Origin of the sequence: Streptosporangium sp. DT93 (assembly GCF_049844535.1) — a bacterium.
Lineage (GTDB): Bacteria > Actinomycetota > Actinomycetes > Streptosporangiales > Streptosporangiaceae > Streptosporangium.
Genome location: NZ_JBNCLF010000001.1, coordinates 715602 through 731166, shown reverse-complemented (window position 1 = coordinate 731166; position 15565 = coordinate 715602). Strand labels below are relative to the sequence as shown.

Annotated in this window: 20 protein-coding genes; 8 read left to right on the top strand and 12 right to left on the bottom strand. The window is 69.9% G+C overall.

Annotation, left to right across the window (positions count from 1 at the left end):
* Positions 1 to 62: 62 nt before the first annotated feature.
* Entirely contained in the window at positions 63 to 1442 is a 1380-nt protein-coding gene (locus ACLQ2R_RS03585) for a hypothetical protein (protein ID WP_425957817.1), read from the bottom strand.
* Positions 1443 to 1499: 57 nt separating this feature from the next.
* A complete protein-coding gene (locus tag ACLQ2R_RS03580; protein WP_425957816.1) occupies positions 1500 to 2888 on the bottom strand; it encodes a CHAP domain-containing protein in 1389 nt (462 codons plus the stop codon).
* Between the two features lie 192 nt (positions 2889 to 3080).
* On the opposite strand from ACLQ2R_RS03580, the gene ACLQ2R_RS03575 reads away from it, so the two are divergent.
* Positions 3081 to 4139 carry an LLM class flavin-dependent oxidoreductase gene (locus tag ACLQ2R_RS03575; protein WP_425957815.1) on the top strand — a complete coding sequence of 353 codons (1059 nt, stop codon included), beginning with the start codon at positions 3081 to 3083 and terminating at the stop codon, positions 4137 to 4139.
* Positions 4140 to 4343: 204 nt separating this feature from the next.
* Here the strand turns inward: ACLQ2R_RS03575 and ACLQ2R_RS03570 are convergent, their stop codons facing one another.
* The 4 genes from ACLQ2R_RS03570 to ACLQ2R_RS03555 all read right to left on the bottom strand — a co-directional run bounded on the left by ACLQ2R_RS03570 (position 4344) and on the right by ACLQ2R_RS03555 (position 6531).
* On the bottom strand, positions 4344 to 4913 hold the full coding sequence (locus tag ACLQ2R_RS03570) for a GNAT family N-acetyltransferase (protein WP_425957814.1): 570 nt from the start codon (positions 4911 to 4913) through the stop codon (positions 4344 to 4346).
* Entirely contained in the window at positions 4913 to 5494 is a 582-nt protein-coding gene (locus tag ACLQ2R_RS03565; RefSeq protein ID WP_425957813.1) for a CGNR zinc finger domain-containing protein, read from the bottom strand. The genes ACLQ2R_RS03570 and ACLQ2R_RS03565 overlap by 1 nt, the downstream gene beginning before the upstream one ends.
* A gap of 66 nt (positions 5495 to 5560) precedes the next feature.
* Positions 5561 to 5746: a hypothetical protein gene (locus ACLQ2R_RS03560; RefSeq protein WP_425957812.1), complete on the bottom strand. Its 186-nt coding sequence runs from the start codon at positions 5744 to 5746 to the stop codon at positions 5561 to 5563.
* Between the two features lie 311 nt (positions 5747 to 6057).
* Entirely contained in the window at positions 6058 to 6531 is a 474-nt protein-coding gene (locus tag ACLQ2R_RS03555; protein ID WP_425957811.1) for a GNAT family N-acetyltransferase, read from the bottom strand.
* 223 nt (positions 6532 to 6754) lie between these two features.
* On the opposite strand from ACLQ2R_RS03555, the gene ACLQ2R_RS03550 reads away from it, so the two are divergent.
* Complete coding sequence (locus ACLQ2R_RS03550) at positions 6755 to 7504, top strand: hypothetical protein (protein ID WP_425957810.1); 750 nt, start codon at positions 6755 to 6757, stop codon at positions 7502 to 7504.
* Between the two features lie 3 nt (positions 7505 to 7507).
* Here ACLQ2R_RS03550 and ACLQ2R_RS03545 read toward each other — a convergent pair whose 3' ends face one another.
* Positions 7508 to 7969 (bottom strand): hypothetical protein, encoded by a 462-nt coding sequence (locus ACLQ2R_RS03545; RefSeq protein ID WP_425957809.1) that lies wholly within the window; start codon positions 7967 to 7969, stop codon positions 7508 to 7510.
* Between the two features lie 75 nt (positions 7970 to 8044).
* Positions 8045 to 8848 carry a TetR/AcrR family transcriptional regulator gene (locus ACLQ2R_RS03540; RefSeq protein ID WP_425957808.1) on the bottom strand — a complete coding sequence of 268 codons (804 nt, stop codon included), beginning with the start codon at positions 8846 to 8848 and terminating at the stop codon, positions 8045 to 8047.
* Positions 8849 to 8978: 130 nt separating this feature from the next.
* Between ACLQ2R_RS03540 and ACLQ2R_RS03535 the strand changes: the two genes are divergently transcribed.
* The 5 genes from ACLQ2R_RS03535 (at position 8979) to ACLQ2R_RS03515 (ending at position 12208) form a co-directional block, all read left to right on the top strand.
* Complete coding sequence (locus tag ACLQ2R_RS03535; RefSeq protein WP_425957807.1) at positions 8979 to 9941, top strand: ATP-binding cassette domain-containing protein; 963 nt, start codon at positions 8979 to 8981, stop codon at positions 9939 to 9941.
* 24 nt (positions 9942 to 9965) lie between these two features.
* Positions 9966 to 10751 carry an ABC transporter permease gene (locus ACLQ2R_RS03530; RefSeq protein ID WP_425957806.1) on the top strand — a complete coding sequence of 262 codons (786 nt, stop codon included), beginning with the start codon at positions 9966 to 9968 and terminating at the stop codon, positions 10749 to 10751.
* Positions 10752 to 10844: 93 nt separating this feature from the next.
* Positions 10845 to 11138, top strand: coding sequence for an ArsR/SmtB family transcription factor (locus ACLQ2R_RS03525; RefSeq protein ID WP_425957805.1), 294 nt, complete (start codon positions 10845 to 10847; stop codon positions 11136 to 11138).
* On the top strand, positions 11135 to 11521 hold the full coding sequence (locus ACLQ2R_RS03520; RefSeq protein WP_425957804.1) for a VOC family protein: 387 nt from the start codon (positions 11135 to 11137) through the stop codon (positions 11519 to 11521). The genes ACLQ2R_RS03525 and ACLQ2R_RS03520 overlap by 4 nt, the downstream gene beginning before the upstream one ends.
* A 498-nt stretch (positions 11522 to 12019) precedes the next feature.
* Positions 12020 to 12208 carry a hypothetical protein gene (locus tag ACLQ2R_RS03515; RefSeq protein ID WP_425957803.1) on the top strand — a complete coding sequence of 63 codons (189 nt, stop codon included), beginning with the start codon at positions 12020 to 12022 and terminating at the stop codon, positions 12206 to 12208.
* 115 nt (positions 12209 to 12323) lie between these two features.
* Here the strand turns inward: ACLQ2R_RS03515 and ACLQ2R_RS03510 are convergent, their stop codons facing one another.
* A complete protein-coding gene (locus tag ACLQ2R_RS03510) occupies positions 12324 to 12617 on the bottom strand; it encodes a cell division protein SepF (RefSeq protein ID WP_425957802.1) in 294 nt (97 codons plus the stop codon).
* Between the two features lie 173 nt (positions 12618 to 12790).
* On the opposite strand from ACLQ2R_RS03510, the gene ACLQ2R_RS03505 reads away from it, so the two are divergent.
* Positions 12791 to 13762 carry a hypothetical protein gene (locus ACLQ2R_RS03505; RefSeq protein WP_425957801.1) on the top strand — a complete coding sequence of 324 codons (972 nt, stop codon included), beginning with the start codon at positions 12791 to 12793 and terminating at the stop codon, positions 13760 to 13762.
* On the opposite strand, the gene ACLQ2R_RS03500 is transcribed toward ACLQ2R_RS03505, so the two are convergent.
* The 3 genes from ACLQ2R_RS03500 to ACLQ2R_RS03490 all read right to left on the bottom strand — a co-directional run bounded on the left by ACLQ2R_RS03500 (position 13744) and on the right by ACLQ2R_RS03490 (position 15565).
* Positions 13744 to 14565 carry a protein phosphatase 2C domain-containing protein gene (locus ACLQ2R_RS03500; RefSeq protein ID WP_425957800.1) on the bottom strand — a complete coding sequence of 274 codons (822 nt, stop codon included), beginning with the start codon at positions 14563 to 14565 and terminating at the stop codon, positions 13744 to 13746. The two genes, ACLQ2R_RS03505 and ACLQ2R_RS03500, sit on opposite strands and share 19 nt — an antisense overlap.
* 220 nt (positions 14566 to 14785) lie before the next feature.
* On the bottom strand, positions 14786 to 15022 hold the full coding sequence (locus tag ACLQ2R_RS03495; protein WP_425957799.1) for a hypothetical protein: 237 nt from the start codon (positions 15020 to 15022) through the stop codon (positions 14786 to 14788).
* A 156-nt stretch (positions 15023 to 15178) separates the two neighbouring features.
* Entirely contained in the window at positions 15179 to 15565 is a 387-nt protein-coding gene (locus ACLQ2R_RS03490) for a hypothetical protein (RefSeq protein WP_425957798.1), read from the bottom strand.

The following is a 15565-nucleotide window of genomic DNA, read 5'->3' as shown; positions in this document are numbered from 1 at the left end:
CGCCACGAAGGACCCCGGACACATCCGGGGTCCTTCGTGGTACGTCGTGCTGTCCGTCGGTGTCAGTTGACGGTGCCGGGCTGGGCGGAGAGGAGGGTTTGGGTCCAGCCGCCGGTGCTGATGGTGCCGTGGTTGGTGAGGTCGTCGGCGTTGCCGTCGTGGGGGTCGGTGTCGGTGTAGCGGTAGAGGTTGTCGTTGGTGTGGTGGGCGAGGTAGACGCCGCCTCCGGGGGAGATGAGGTGGTCGAAGACCTGCCAGGTGCTGTCGCGCAGGGGGTAGCGGGTGTAGTCGCTGCCGTCGCCGGTGATGCGGTAGGAGATGAGGGCGCCGCTGTCGGTGGTGCCGAGGATCCAGTTGGAGGCGGTGGCGGTGAGGGTTTTGAGGGTGAAGCCGGTGCCTTGGTTGGGGCCGATCTTGGTGCCGGTGGAGATGTTGGCGGCGGTGGGTTTGGTGGCGTTGATGGTGTAGCGCTGCAGGACGCCGTTGGCGATGCCGAACAGGTGGGTGTTGCCGTCGTAGGCGAGGAGGTTGTGGGTGTAGCCGGTGGCGAGGTGGATGGGGGGGTTGAAGGCGAGGTTGCCGTTGTTGTCTTGGACGTCGATGCGGTAGAGCTTGCCGTCGGGGCCGTCTTCGGTGATCAGGAGGGTGTTGAAGTTGAGGGTGGCCATGGCTTTGGGGGTGAAGCCGAGGGTGGCGGTGGAGGTGACGACGGTGAAGGCTCCGGTGGCGGCGTCGATGGTGTTGTAGGTGAGGCGTCCATCGGCCAGCACCCCGTACACCGAAGCCTTACCGACAGGACCGCTGACGTGGGGCAGGATGGTGTTGACCATGATCTGCGCGTCTCCGGCCTCGACCTGGTAGCGGTCCGGGTACGCCGACACCTGCACCTTCTGGCACACCTGGCCGATGGGTGCGGTCTTCCAGCTGTTGTTGGGATAGACGCTGACCATCTTGTTGAGGAAGGCGTTGGTGGCCCAGGTCGGGTTGAGGCGCTGGGCGCTGCTTCCCCAGGAGGCGCGCTGCTGGAACAGTCCGAGGCTGTCGTGGTCGACCTCCTCGCTGATGTTCTGGACGCTGGTCTCCACGATGACCGTGGCTATGGCGATCGTGGCCGCCCGCGCGTCCAGCCCGCGGTCGTGGACGGCTTTGATCACCATTCGCGCGCAGGACACGCGGTAGGCGTTCATGTAGCCGCGCATCTTGGACGTGAGGGTGCTGTTGAGCTGGGTGGCCAGGGCCGCGTCGGCCGACGTGGTGCCGTTGGGGTCGCAGGCGGCGAGCTGGTAGGCGGCCCTGATGTCCGAGGCCGCGGTGGGCCCGGAGGTGGGCGTCGGGGCGGGCAGCGGCTCGGCCAGCGCGGGGTACGCGGTGGCCGACACACCCATGGCGGTGACAACGGCTGCCGTCACGACGAGGGCACGGTGAACGAGAGGTTTGAGCATGGGGGAGTCCTTCACGGAGCCCGGTCGCTGCGGTGACCGGGCTCAGGTTCGTGGGTGTCAGTTGACGGTGCCGGGCTGGGCGGAGAGGAGGGTTTGGGTCCAGCCGCCGGTGCTGATGGTGCCGTGGTTGGTGAGGTCGTCGGCGTTGCCGTCGTGGGGGTCGGTGTCGGTGTAGCGGTAGAGGTTGTCGTTGGTGTGGTGGGCGAGGTAGACGCCGCCTCCGGGGGAGATGAGGTGGTCGAAGACCTGCCAGGTGCTGTCGCGCAGGGGGTAGCGGGTGTAGTCGCTGCCGTCGCCGGTGATGCGGTAGGAGATGAGGGCGCCGCTGTCGGTGGTGCCGAGGATCCAGTTGGAGGCGGTGGCGGTGAGGGTTTTGAGGGTGAAGCCGGTGCCTTGGTTGGGGCCGATCTTGGTGCCGGTGGAGATGTTGGCGGCGGTGGGTTTGGTGGCGTTGATGGTGTAGCGCTGCAGGACGCCGTTGGCGATGCCGAACAGGTGGGTGTTGCCGTCGTAGGCGAGGAGGTTGTGGGTGTAGCCGGTGGCGAGGTGGATGGGGGGGTTGAAGGCGAGGTTGCCGTTGTTGTCTTGGACGTCGATGCGGTAGAGCTTGCCGTCGGGGCCGTCTTCGGTGATCAGGAGGGTGTTGAAGTTGAGGGTGGCCATGGCTTTGGGGGTGAAGCCGAGGGTGGCGGTGGAGGTGACGACGGTGAAGGCTCCGGTGGCGGCGTCGATGGTGTTGTAGGTGAGGCGTCCATCGGCCAGCACCCCGTACACCGAAGCCTTACCACCGACCTGTGCCGCTCCGACCGGAGCGGAGTAGCCGACGATGTCGACGTTGGAGCGGGCGTAGGAATTGGCCTTGATCCGGTCGCCGCTGTTGCCCTCGATCGTGTAGACCGTGCCGGCGTTCGACGAGCTCACGATGCCGACGTGGTCGATGTCACCGCTCTGGTCCCAGTCGAAGACGACGGCGTCACCGGGCTGAGGCGTGTAGCCGCTGGCGCGGGTGTGCCACGTGCCGTGCTGGACGCCGTAGTCCTTGAAGGACGAGGCCCAGCCGGTGAGAATGCCACCGCTGGTCTCCGGCACGTCGGCGTGCGGAACGCCGGCGTTCCGCCAGACGTACTTGGAGAAGTCGGCGCACCAGTCGCTGTCGCGCCACTGGACGCCGTCCTTGGACGGGCACCCCGCGGAGGGTTTCCAACTGCGGAAGTGTCCGGTGTAGTAGTTGCAACCGCTGCCCAGCGGGGACTCGGCGTTACGCGCCGCGTTGTCGAGCTGGCCCTGGGCCACGGAGACGATGGTCGAACGACTGACCGCCGTCGCCGTTGTTGCTGTCGCGGGTGTCGTGGAGATCATCGCGCTGCCCAGAGCGGCGATGGTCACCGCGAGGACGGGGCGCAGGAAGCGGGACAGGTGCGAGGCGGAGCCCTTGAGAAGTTCCATGGCCGAAAGTGTCCGCCGGGCCTCTCCAAAACCCCTTCAAAACCGCTCCAACCTCCGGACCGGGCATCTCGTACGTGGTGGGCGGCCGGGCGACAGGAATTCTCGCCGCGTCGCCATGGTTTCCGCCTACCGCCCCCGCCGCCGGGAAACGGCCGGGAGGCGCTGGAAGATCGTTGGGAAAGAGGGGAAACGATGTCCGTATCGCCGGAGTTCGCGATCGACACGTTCGGGGACGTCAACGTCGACGCGGACGGGAACCGGCTGTCGTACGCGCAGGTGATCCGTAACGTCGTCGAAGAGGCTGTGCTCGCCGACAGCGTGGGGATCGACGCGATCGGCATCGGGGAGCACCATCGGGACGACTTCGCCGTCTCGGCACCGGAGATCGTGCTGGCGGCGATCGCCGGCCGTACCGAGCGCATCCGTCTCGGCACCGCGGTGACCGTGCTCAGCTCGGACGACCCGGTGCGCGTGTTCGAGAAGTTCGCCACCCTGGACGCTGTGTCCCAGGGGCGCGCGGAGATCATTCTCGGTCGCGGCTCGTTCACGGAGTCGTTTCCGCTGTTCGGTTTCGACCTGGGGCAGTACGAGGAACTGTTCGAGGAGAAACTCGACCTGCTCTCCCACCTCCTGGAGGAGGGGCCGGTCACCTGGCAGGGCCGTCTTCGTCCCGGGCTGAAGGACCAGCACGTGTATCCGAAGACGGAGTCCGGCCGGCTGCGCACCTGGATCGGCGTCGGCGGCAGTCCCGAGTCCGTGGTGCGCGCGGCGCGCTACCGGATGCCGCTCATGCTCGCGATCATCGGTGGTCCGCCGGAGCGTTTCGCGCCGTACGTCGACCTTTACCGTCGTGCCCTCGAACAGTTGAAGGTCGAGCGGTTGCCGGTCGGCGTGCACTCGCCGGGTCACATCGCCGAGACCGACAGCCAGGCCCGTGAAGAACTCTGGCCGCACTATCGGGCGATGCACGACCGCATCGGCCGCGAGCGCGGCTGGGGCCCCACGACCCGCGGCCGCTTCGAGTCGGAGGCCGACGAGGGTTCGCTCTATGTCGGGTCGCCGGAGACGGTGGCCACGAAGATCGCGAGCACCGTCGGTACGCTCGGCGTCGACCGCTTCGAGCTCAAGTACAGCTCCGGGACGCTCGCGCACGAGAAGCTGATGAACACGATCCGCCTCTACGGAGAGGAGGTCGTGCCGCGGGTGAGGGGGCTGCTGGCCCGGACCTCGGCCGCGGCGCCGGCCGGATGATCCGCTTCACACGGTGAGTGCGGAGAGGTGGCGCGGACAGGTTCGGGTGCGATGTTCCATCGAGCAGGACCGTGCGGCGCCGGCCCGGCTGATCGAGTACGACCACGATCCGTTCGGGACCGAGCTGTGGGAAAGCGCCTCCAGTCCTCGGAACCGGTTGATCGGCAGAGCCGAGAGGTCATGGCCGGCCAGTACGACCGTCGCCTACGCCGGCTGCCGGTCGCGGTCCTGGTCCGGTCGCGTCGGCCGGTCGATCCGGTACACGTAGTGGGCGCGGTCGTCGATCGGGTTGTCGGGTTTCAGCTCGCCTTCCGCGACGCGGCGCAGCCCGGCCTTCTCCAGGGCTCTCCAGGACGCGCGGTTGGCGGCCGACACGGGAACCAGAACGCAGGTGGAGGCCGGAACCTCCGCCCAGGTCCGCTCGACGACGGTGGCGATCATTCTCGGCCCGAGGCCGCGACCGACCTGCTGCGGGTCGCCGATCAGGTAGTCGACGGTCATCGCGCCCTCGGGAACGGCGACGATGGGTGTCAGCTCGGCCACGTACTCGGGGTAGTCGGCCAGCATCGTCCGCTGGACCAGGCCGAGCGGCCGGCCGTCGAGAAAGACGAGCAGATCCTCGGACGGCTCCTCCCCCCTGACGACGGGGCCGAAGTCGCGCTCGATCGCCTCCGCCGAGGTCTCGTGGTTCCACCACCGGGCCACGTGCGGCTGCTCCAGCCACTCCGTCAGCAGCGGGAAGTCCCGCTCGTCGAGCCGACGCCATGTGATCATCAGGACGCTCCAGCGGTGAGGTGACGACGGTAGTACCGGGCCTGCCGATCCCTGTGGCCACACGAGGGGTGGCACCAGCGGCGGCGCGGGTGACTCTTCACGAAGAACATCGAGCAGCCGGGGCCCTGGCATCGCCGCACTCTCCCCGCTTCGGGCCCGGCCAGCAGCTCGATGCAGCAGGTGGCGATCCGGCCGAGCACGGCGGTGCTGCCGGTGGTGGTGTCGCGCCACCGCGAGACCGGGCCCTGGGCGCCGGTCCAGTCCAGTCGCAGATGTGTCGGCGCCGAAGCCGCGAAGTCGTTGACCCGTTCGACCGACGCCTCGTCGGGTGTCCGCCCGTCGACGGCCGCGGAGAGCAGGGAGTGCACGCAGTCGCGCAGCGTCCGGACGCGCCCGGCGTCACGTCCCATCGCGGCCGGGGCCGTCACCCCGTGCTCCGTGGAGACCGACGCGAACCACTCGTCGATCCACCGAGCGGTCCGCAGGAAGTCGATCCGTTCGTTCCCGCTGCCGTAGAGCGTGTTGGCCAGCTCCACCGCGAGGGGTTCCGTCCCGAGAATCGGGAAATCCGGGTTGGACATGAGGCTGACGGTAACACTGCCCTGTATCCGTCAGCATCTGATTTTCACGGGCATCTCGGCACCTGCTCATGCCGCGTGGCGGCGGTTCCCGTCCTGAGCCGGGAGAAGGAAGGCACGACTCGCCGGGCCGGTGCGGGGAACGGCGCCGATGTCGTGCGGCACGGCGGTCACCTCGGTGTGACCGGCTTCGTTGAGGGTGAGACCACCCTCCATGACGCTCGGCGGCTTGACCGCCCTGACAGGTCTGAACATGAGCTCGATGTGGAGAACCGTGTGGTCGTAACACGCTCGAAGAACGAGTTCGCTGTGCGAGACCGGGTAACTCCAGATCTGAAAGCGGCGCCCTGGCCCTGGGACGGCGAGAGCAGCGAGAACGCACTGATCGTGCCAGGCGCCGGCCCTGGCCGCCTCGATCGGTTCCAGGCCGTCGTACGCGGGAGGGGCGGACGATCTCCCGGCCCCGCCCTGCTCGGCACGCAGGACCATCACGAGGCCGGGCGCCGGTGATGCCGGGTGCCGACGGGGGGCACGGTGCTCGCCGCCGGGGACCGCGGTGCCCGCCGTCAGGGGGCGTGGGGCAGGTCCAGCACCCCGACCGTCTCGCCGTCGCTCTTCTCCCCGGTGAGCCGGAACCCGAGCCTGCGGTAGAAGCCCTCGGGGCCGTCCTCCGCCGGCTCCCAGGTGACGTACATCCGCGTGCCGCCGCGCCGCTCGATCTCGGCGGCCACCGACTCGACGGCGAAGCGGCCGACGCCGCGCCCCTGCGCGTCGGACGCCACGTTGAGGCGCCACAGACCGGAGCGGAAGTCCACCCCCTTGCCGTCCCAGTCGATGTCCAGGAAGGCCATGAGGAAGCCCACGGGGCGGTCGCCGTCGAGGATGAGGCGCGGCCAGGCCGTCGTGGGGTGGACGTAGGCCTCCGCCAGCGACTTCACCACCGGCGCGACGAAGCGCTCCTGGCCGGGGTGGACCCTCACCGCGACGGCCGCCTCGATGGTGTCGGGGGTGACGGGGGCCAGCCGGAGATTCTGCGTCATGCCAGAACCCTAGGAGCCGCCCGCGGCCTGCGCGATCGACTTTTCCGCCCTCCGACGCGAGCGGCGTCTCACGGCAGGGGCGCAGAGGTGGCCCGTCCACTCGGTCGTGCTCCGGCCCGTCCGGAACTTTGTGTCCGTCATGATCGTCGTTCCGTGAAAAGGGGGAACAGACGGTGCCGATCGATCATGTGCCGGCTTCGTACCGGCTGAAGCGTGGCGTGTTTTGATCGACCTGGCCCCGCGCGTCCGGGCACTCGCCGGACGGGCCACGACGCTCGTCTCCTACGGCCACCCGGCGGGGGAGAACAGGACGGCGTACGGCGTGGCCGTCCTGGATCGGGATGAGCTGGTCCTGTTCCAGTCCCCGGGGGCCAGACCCTGGCACGAGCTGGAGGAGTTCGCCGCCGACCACGGGCTGGGCGTCGAGTTCCGGCGGTACGGCACCGCCGCGGAGGCGAGGGTCGCCCTGGCCCGTCGCGCCTCGGGCTGGCACGGACTCCCGCCCACCGGCCCGCCGGCTCCCCGGGAGAGTCCGCGCCTTCACCCGGTCGAGGTGGCGAACGAGCTCCGCTACCTCGAAATGATCGCCAGAACATGGCGTGACATGCGGGCCGGCCGTGCCCATGCCCGGTTGAACCGGCCCCGGAGATCGGGCGGCCGCGAGCTCGCGCGCCTGGACGGCCGGGCCTGCCGCCTCCTTTCCGGGCGCGGCCGCACGGAACTGGAGTCGGAGGACGGCCCACGCCCGGTCCCCGAGGCCGATCTCCTGCTGTGCTACGCGACCGAGCCGGACATCCGCGGCCTGATCGTGTTCGGCACGCCCGGCCGGCCCGTGGTCCACCTGCCCGGCCGGTGGGACCCGGAGGACGCGCGGCGCTTCGCCGAGCGGAACGTCCTGGGCTTCGAGGCGCGGGGGGTGCCGTACGAGGAGTACGTGACCCTGACGGGCCGAGTCCGGGACGCGGTTCCGTGACGATCAGCCGTTCGTGGTCGCCGGGACGTTCACCTCGCGAGAACGCCGGACGGCGACTACCCGAGCGGCCAGGATCACCGCACCGACGAGCAGGGTCACCAGTCCCGAAAGCCCGGCGAAAGCCGCCATCACGCGCTCGCCGTCCAGATCACCGGCTCCGGAGAGCCACCCTCCGAACCGGCGTGACAGGGTCATCGCCTGGGTCAGGACCACGGCGCCGAACGCGAAGGTGATCCCTCCCAGGACGAGGCCGGGAGGCGCCGGCCGAGGCCGCCTGCTCCAGAAGCTGACCCTCCAGGCCCCGGCCGCCAGCATGATCGCGATCATGACGAACTGGACGGAGATCAGGCCCATGAGCGCGACCAGGCGCAGGTACTCGGACTCGTCGCCTCGCTGGAACCACAGGAAGGGAAGCATCACGGCTCCGCTGAGAAGCCCCATGGCGAGAAAACGGAGGAACACCATGGCGGACATGGTCCCGGTTGACGGGGGGAGAAGGTCAAGAGCCGGTGCCGCCGACGGGAACGGGCGGCCTCGGCGTTACCCCCGCCCGGGCTTCGCGTTCGGCGAGTGGTCTCCCGTGTGCGGTGCGCGATCCTTCCGTGCGGCGGTTCTGTGTTCGATGAACGCGGCCACGCCGTCGAGGTACAGGTTCAGTGCGAACGCCATCTCTGCCTCCTCGTCGTAGAGGACCTCGCCCTCGAAGACGCCGGCGTCGATCGCCCTGCTCAGCGCGGGGAACCGCCGCGCGTCCACCACCTGGGAGAGCGTCGTGCCGTACTGGCGGCCGAAGGCCTCGGGGTTCTCCGCGTAGCCCGCGGACAGGTCCAGGCTCAGCCGGAGTTCGCCGTGCACGAAGGTCAGCAGGCCCATCACGACCCCGACCTTGTCCTCCTCCTCGAGGTCGGTGCCGGCGAGCGCGTGCAGCGCGCGGTCGAACCACCAGAGGTTGTTGGGGCCCATCGGCGGTCCGCTGATCGGGATCTGCGCGGTCCAGGGGTGCCGTCGCAGCACCGTCAGCACGCCCTGGACCCACACCGCCAGCCCGGTCCGCCAGTCCACGTCGTCCGGCAGGTCTGCCGGCCCGTCCAGGGCCGCGTCCGCCATCAGCACGAGCAGCTCGTCCTTGCTCTTCACGTAGCGGTACAGGGCCATCGTGGCGTTGCCGAGCTCGGCGGCGATCCTGGACATCGACACCGCGGCCAGCCCTTCCGCGTCCGCCACCTCGACCGCGGCCCGGGTGATGTCGGCGACCGTGAGGGACGGCTTGCGTCCTCGCCGCACCGTCTCGCGCAACCCCCAGAGCAGGGTCACCTCGGCGGGCAACTGGTTCTCGTCGGTCATCCGGTCCCTCTCGTCACGAGCACGAGGACAGTCTAGGAACACCCTTCCGCTCTCCGATGCGTATCAGATACGCTTTTAGGCGTATCACCTACGCATCAATGTGGCCGTACGCGAGGGCGAAGGAGCAAGAGTGATCGTCGAGGTGACCGGCCTGTACAAGGCCTTCGGATCCACCAGGGTTCTGGAGGGGGTGGACCTGCACGTCGAGGAGGGCACGGTCCTCGCGCTGCTGGGCCCGAACGGCGCGGGGAAGACCACCGCCGTCCGCATCCTGACCACCCTGTCGCGGCCCGATCGCGGCAGCGTGCGGATCGCCGGGTACGACGTCGTGCGCGAGCCGGCCAGGGTACGCGGCGTCATCAGCCTGACCGGCCAGTCCGTCGCGGTCGACGACCAGCAGACCGGCCGGGAGAACCTGGTCATGATCGGCCGTCTGATGCACCTGGGCATCCCCGCGGCCCGCCGCCGCGCCACGGAGCTCCTGGAGCGGTTCGGCCTGGTGGACGCCATGAACCGGCGGGTGAGGACCTACTCGGGAGGCATGCGCCGGAGGCTGGACCTGGCGATGAGCCTGGTCTCGCAGCCGAGGGTGATCTTCCTGGACGAGCCGACCACGGGTCTCGACCCGGCCAGCCGGACGACGATGTGGGACGCCGTCAGGGACCTGGTCTCGGCGGGGACGACGATCGTCCTCACCACGCAGTACCTGGAGGAGGCCGACCGGCTGGCCGACCGGATCGTGCTGATCGACGGCGGCAGGGTCGCCGCCTCCGGTACGGCCGACGCGCTGAAGTCCCAGGTGGGCGGGGACCGCCTCGTCCTGCGGTTCGCGGCCGAGGCCGACACGGCCCGCGCCGCCGCGCTGTTCGGCGTGCCGCGCGGCACCGACCCGCTCGCGCTGGGCGTCCCGTCCGACGGCGGCGCCGGGCACCTGCACCGGGTGCTGGACGACCTGCGGGCCGCGGGCGTGCCGCCCGTCACGGTGTCGTCGCACCGGCCGACGCTGGACGACGTGTTCCTCTCCCTGACCGCCACCACCGCCGACGCGACCACCGCGACCACCGACGCGGGCCGTAGTCCGGCCCAGGTCTGACCGGCTCCCGAAAGGACCACCACCATGACCTCCCTCGCCGTGCACGGCGGCGTCCGCGACGCCGTGAGCGACTCCCTGACCATGATCGGCCGCAGCGTCCGGCTCAGCCGCCGCAACGCCGACACGCTGGTCATGTCCATCGTCCTGCCACTGCTGATGATGACGCTGTTCGTCAACGTCTTCGGCGGGGCCATCGAGACCGGCACCGAGTACATCACCTACGTCGTGCCCGGCATCATCCTGCTGTGCACCGGCTACGGTGCCGCCTCCACCGCGATGTCCGTCGCGCACGACATGACCAGCGGCATGATCGACCGACTGCGCTCGCTGCCGATCCACGGCTTCGCCGTCCTGAACGGCCACGTCGTCGCCAGCGTCGCCCGGAACCTGCTGTCCACCACCGTCGTCGTCGGCGCCGCCGTCGCGATGGGCTTCCGTCCCGACGCGACGGTCACCGACTGGGCACTGGCGGCCGGACTGCTCCTGCTGTACGTGCTCGCGCTGTCCTGGCTGGCGGCGGGGCTCGGCGTGATCGCCAAGTCCGTCGAGTCGGCCAGCACGCTGAGCTTTCTCATGCTGTTCCTGCCCTACCTCAGCAGCGCGTTCGTGCCGACGCACACCATGCCGTCGTTCCTGCACGCGGTGAGCGAGAACCAGCCGATCACCCCGGTGATCGAGACCGTCAGGGGCCTGCTGACCGGGACCCCGATCGACGGCGCGGGCCGGCTCGCGCTCGCCTGGTGCGCCGGCCTGCTGGTCCTCTCGTTCACCCTGGCCTCCTGGCTGTTCCGCCGCCGTGCCCGCGGCTGAGGAGGAACGGCTGACCCGACGTCACGAGAATTTCACAGGCAAGTCATGGCTTGCCTCTTGTTAGGCAAGTGGTGACTTGCCTATGCTCGGGGTGTGGCGGAAGACCTCTTCAAGGCACTGTCCGACCCGACCCGCCGGCGCATCCTCGACGAGCTGGTGGAACGGGACGGGCAGACCCTCTTCGAGCTCTGCACGCGGCTGATGACCAAGCACGACCTGGGCCTGTCCCGCCAGGCGATCAGTCAGCATCTGGCCGTGCTGGAATCGGCGGGTCTCGTCCGTTCGCGGCGCCAGGGCCGCTACAAGTTCCACGATCTGAACACCGAACCGCTTGAGCACATCGTGAACCGGTGGCTCAGGCCCGGTACACCGGAGGACACCCCATGAGGATCCACCTTTCCAGCGTCTTCGTCGACGACCAGGAGAAGGCGCTGCGCTTCTACACCGACGTGCTGGGCTTCGTGAAGAAGACCGAGGTCCCGCTGGGCGAGCACCGGTGGCTGACCGTCGTCTCACCGGACGACCTCGACGGGACCGAGCTGGTGCTGGAGCCCGACGAGCACCCGGCGGTGAAGCCGTACAAGACGGCACTGGTCGAGGACGGCATCCCGGCCACGGCCTTCGCCGTGGACGACGTGCACGCGGAGTTCAAGCGGCTGCGCGGGCTCGGGGTGCATTTCACCCAGGAGCCGTTGGAGATGGGCCCGGTCACCACCGCGGTCCTGGACGACACCTGCGGCAACCTCATCCAGATCGCGCACTACACGTAGGAACCGCTCCCGGGTCGTCCTGCCACCGGTGCGGGCGGAGGGGCGCGGCCTCGCGCGCGGTGGGGTGAGGCGGTACGGACCGGCGGGCCGGTCAAGGGATTCGTCGCGGCCCCGCGCGGTGGGGCTCGCGCGGTGGGGTGAGCGGACAAGCCGGGCATCGGGACCGGCCGCGGGAAAAAGGTTGGGCTCCAGGTCTTCCGGCCGGTGGGAGGAGATGGGGGCTACCGGCACCGGCGGCCGGATCGCCCGTACCCTCCGAGGCCGGGCCGGTTCCTCCCCGGCGAGGCGGCCCGAACGGGGACGCGTGTTCGATACATAGCGGAAGCCCTCTCCCCTCCCGGCTCACGCCGGACAGGTGCGGGAGTGTCCGAACTCCGGCGGCTGTCCAGATGTGACCTCGAGTTGAACAGTGTCGCTCCAGGTAGTCGGATGAGTGCCCACAGCAAGGGGAAGCGGTCCGCAGTGGGCGGGCCGCCCTCGTCCAAGGAGAAGACCGCGATGAACCGCACCACGATCGCCGCCGGGCTGATCACTCTCGGCGCCGTCCTGGCCGCGCCTGTACTGGCCGCCGGTCCGGCTCACGCAACGGCCACCCCCTCCGACCCCTGGGACGGGCTCGGGATCGGACTCGGGAACGGAACCGGGAGCGGGATGTTCCTCGACTACGGCAACATCGGCATTTTCTAGGAGACACCACACAGGTCTGTACACGCGGGCGGCCCCGCCTCCCTCCAGGGCGAGGCCGCCACCGCGAGACGGGATCGTGAGACGGCGCCGTGGGGCGGCACCGCCGCACGCACGCCTACGGCGTCTCGCCCGCGTCCGGCGACGCGGCGTCCGGCACGGCCGATCGAGCGGCCGAGGACGGCGACGGCCGCTGGGCCATCCCGCGAGGCAGCAGCAGGAACACCTTGGGCGACAGGCGGTCCATGTCCCCGCCCCTGCCGAACACCAGGCCGGCGGCGAAGTCGACGAACTGCGTGGCCTCACCGTCCGGTAGCCCGGTGAGGTCCATCACCACGGGCGTGCCGGTGCGGAAGTAGTGCCCGACGTGGAGCACCTCGTTGTAGTCCCGGGGACACAGCGTCTTGAACACCGCATCAGTCTCCACCGTCCACGCCGTTCGTCAAGACCTCCTCGCCGCGACGTCCTCCGCGTGTCCCCAAACCCCCGCGCCTCTCCCGAGACGGGGCCGTACGAGTTCCGTCCCCTTCGCGAAGACCCGTGGCCGTCGGGGTTTCCGCGCCCTACAGTGATCGTGGGGAAGGGGTGAGGGACCTGGAGACCTCGCGAGGGCGGCGAGCCGGTGTCGTGGTCGATCCCGCGCTCCCCGCGGAGGTCGCCGACATCCTCCGCGTGAACCCGACGGTGCTCGCGCACGTGCGAGCCGGTCACGGTCCACCGGAGAGCCCGGAAAAAGAACACGCCCCCGTCGGCCTCCTGGTCTTCGGCGGCGTACTCGCCGCTGTGAGCCTGCTGATCGTGCTCTGGCTCGGGGGAGGCCTTCCGGCCGCGATCGTGCCGGCCGGCGCGCTCGGCTGGTTCCTGATCGCCGCGATCAGGGCGGCGGGGGACGCGGACGAGGAAACGACCCCGGAGTGGGAGCTGTACGACCTCGCGTACCGGTACCGGGACCACTGCCTTCTCCCCGAGGAGCTCGACGACCTCGACGGCGGTGCGCGACGCCTGCTCGACCGGACGCGACAGGCCGTCGGCTCGGTTCTGCGGTCGCGCGTCAACACCGACGGACTGCTCGACGACGTACGGAACACCGTCATGCTGCCCCACCAGGAGTGGGAGATCGCGCGCCTGCTCGCCAAGCTGTCCACCCTGCGGAAGGAACACCGCCATCTCGTGCACGACGGGGTCACGCCGGAGGTGGCGGCCGTTGTGAGACCGCTGGAGCGGGCGCTCGCCGGCAGCCAGAGCGCCGTCACCGCACGGGTGGAGGCACTCGAACGCTACGCGGCCCACGTCGCCGACGCCGAACGCGCCTACCGGGCCCGTACGCAGATCGAGGCGTTCGTGGAGCGGCTGCCCCGCTACGAGGAACTGCTCGCGGAGTCGGGCGCCGACGCCCTGTCGATCCCCGAGCTCGGGCATCTGGCGGGCGAGGCGGACGAACTGGAGCGCGCGCTGCGCGCCAGTATCGGATCGGCGCACGAGATCTTCGGCCACCTCGACGGCCCGGAGGCGCCGGACGGCCCACAGGATCCCGGCGGTCAGCCGAGCAGGCAGTAGGCGGCCGTCGCGTCGTCGTGGATCTTCGTCCGGGGCCAGCGGGACCCCTGGGGGTCGGTGCGCTCCGCCTCGCGGACGCGGCGGACCAGCTCAACGGGACCGGCGCCCTCCATGATGTCGAGGACCTCGCGCCAGGTGGCCAGGCCGAACCGGTCCGCCAGCCGGGAGGCGCCGTCGCTCAGCAGGGCGATCGCGCGTACCCGGTCGGCGGGGAACGTGCCGGTGAGCGATCGTTCGGCGGTGAGCGGGTCGACGGCGGCGACCCAGAAGCCGCCCTCGCGGTTGCGGTGGCCCCGCATGGTCTCCACGTACTCGCGGTGCGCGGCGTGGTGCTCGGGACTTCCGTTGGCGAGCGTGTCCATGACCGAGCGGTGCGTCCTGCCGACCAGCGCCTCCCGGTCGTCGCAGACGACCGTCGGCTCGCTCTCGCCGACCAGGTCCAGGAGGAGGACGGAATCGGCCAGGACGAGGAACTCCAGGTCGTCGGTGGTACGGCGGACCATGACCACCGTGGCGGACGGTGAGCCGGGATGGGTGAGGTCGCAGACGAAGTCGTGGAGGGAGGCGACGGCCTTGATGCCGTTCCCCAGGACCTCCGTGAGCGTCCCGTCGTCCTGGACCATGTTCGCCAGAAGGGTCGAGCCGAGGGAGCGGACGTACCAGTCGACACCGTGGATGCACCCCGACCCCGACCCGTCCGGGGTGCCGGCACCGTCGAGAAGGACGAGCACCTCCGGGGTGGCGCCGACGAAGTCCTCGTTCCGCCTGCCTGGGGCGGCCTCGGTGGCGAAGGTGATGCGCATCGGGTGGTGCTCCTCGTGCTGGGCGGGCCGCGTTCCGGGGAGGTGGGGGTGATCGCGGGTCTCTCCCCCAGATTCCCCCGCTGGAGCGGCGTACTCCCGGCGTGCTCCCACGTGCTCCGGGTGCGCTCGGGTGCACTCCTGTTCGGCGGGCTCGCGCCCATCCGGCCGGGGGCGTGGCGGGACGCGCCCGGTGCCGGTCCGGCGTGACGGGGACGTGCGCTCAGTACGAGGGGTCGGAGATGGCCTCGGCCCGGTAGACGTCCATCGGCTCGTCGCCTTCCTCGTCCACCCCTGCCTTTCTGAGCCGCAGGGTCCGGCTGCCGATCTTCAATGAGCGTTCGCCGTTGATCTCCGTGGACGTGAAGACGGTGACGATATGGCCGTGCATATCGCGTACCTGGTCGTATTCCGGCCCATCGGGAATGTCTAGCTTGATCCGTATCGTCTGGAAAGTCACTCTTCCAGTGTGAAAGCCGCGAGGCCGAAAATCGATCGCCCGGGCGATGCTGTTCGGCGTCGTTTCCCGGGGGGCGTCGCGATCACCGCCCCGGGACGCGGGGAGCGGCGGCCGGGCACGGCCGGCGGCCGGGGCGTCGGGGGGGCGGACGGGACGTCAGGGCAGCGGGTCGATCTCGATGTGCCGGTCGTACTGGAGGAGTTCCTCCCCGCGGTCGGTGAGGATGGGCCATCGGGTGGTCCGGGCGCACCAGACCACGTGTCCGGCCGTGACGTCGCGCGATCCGTCGAGGATCTCCGCGATGTCCCCGACCTTCCCGTGGGTGAAGTCGTCGATCGTCACGCCGGGGGTGGTGACGAGTTCGAACAGCTCGACCTGGGTCGAGATGGGGGAGATGGACAGCACGGCCGCGAGGCCGGTCGCCGGAACGCATATCCCGCCGCCGCGGAAGAGACACATGGCGGCGACGCTCCTGGAGTACTCGGTCTTCGCCACCGCGATGTCGACCAGCGCGCTCACGTCGAGCACTCGACCGGGAAGCAT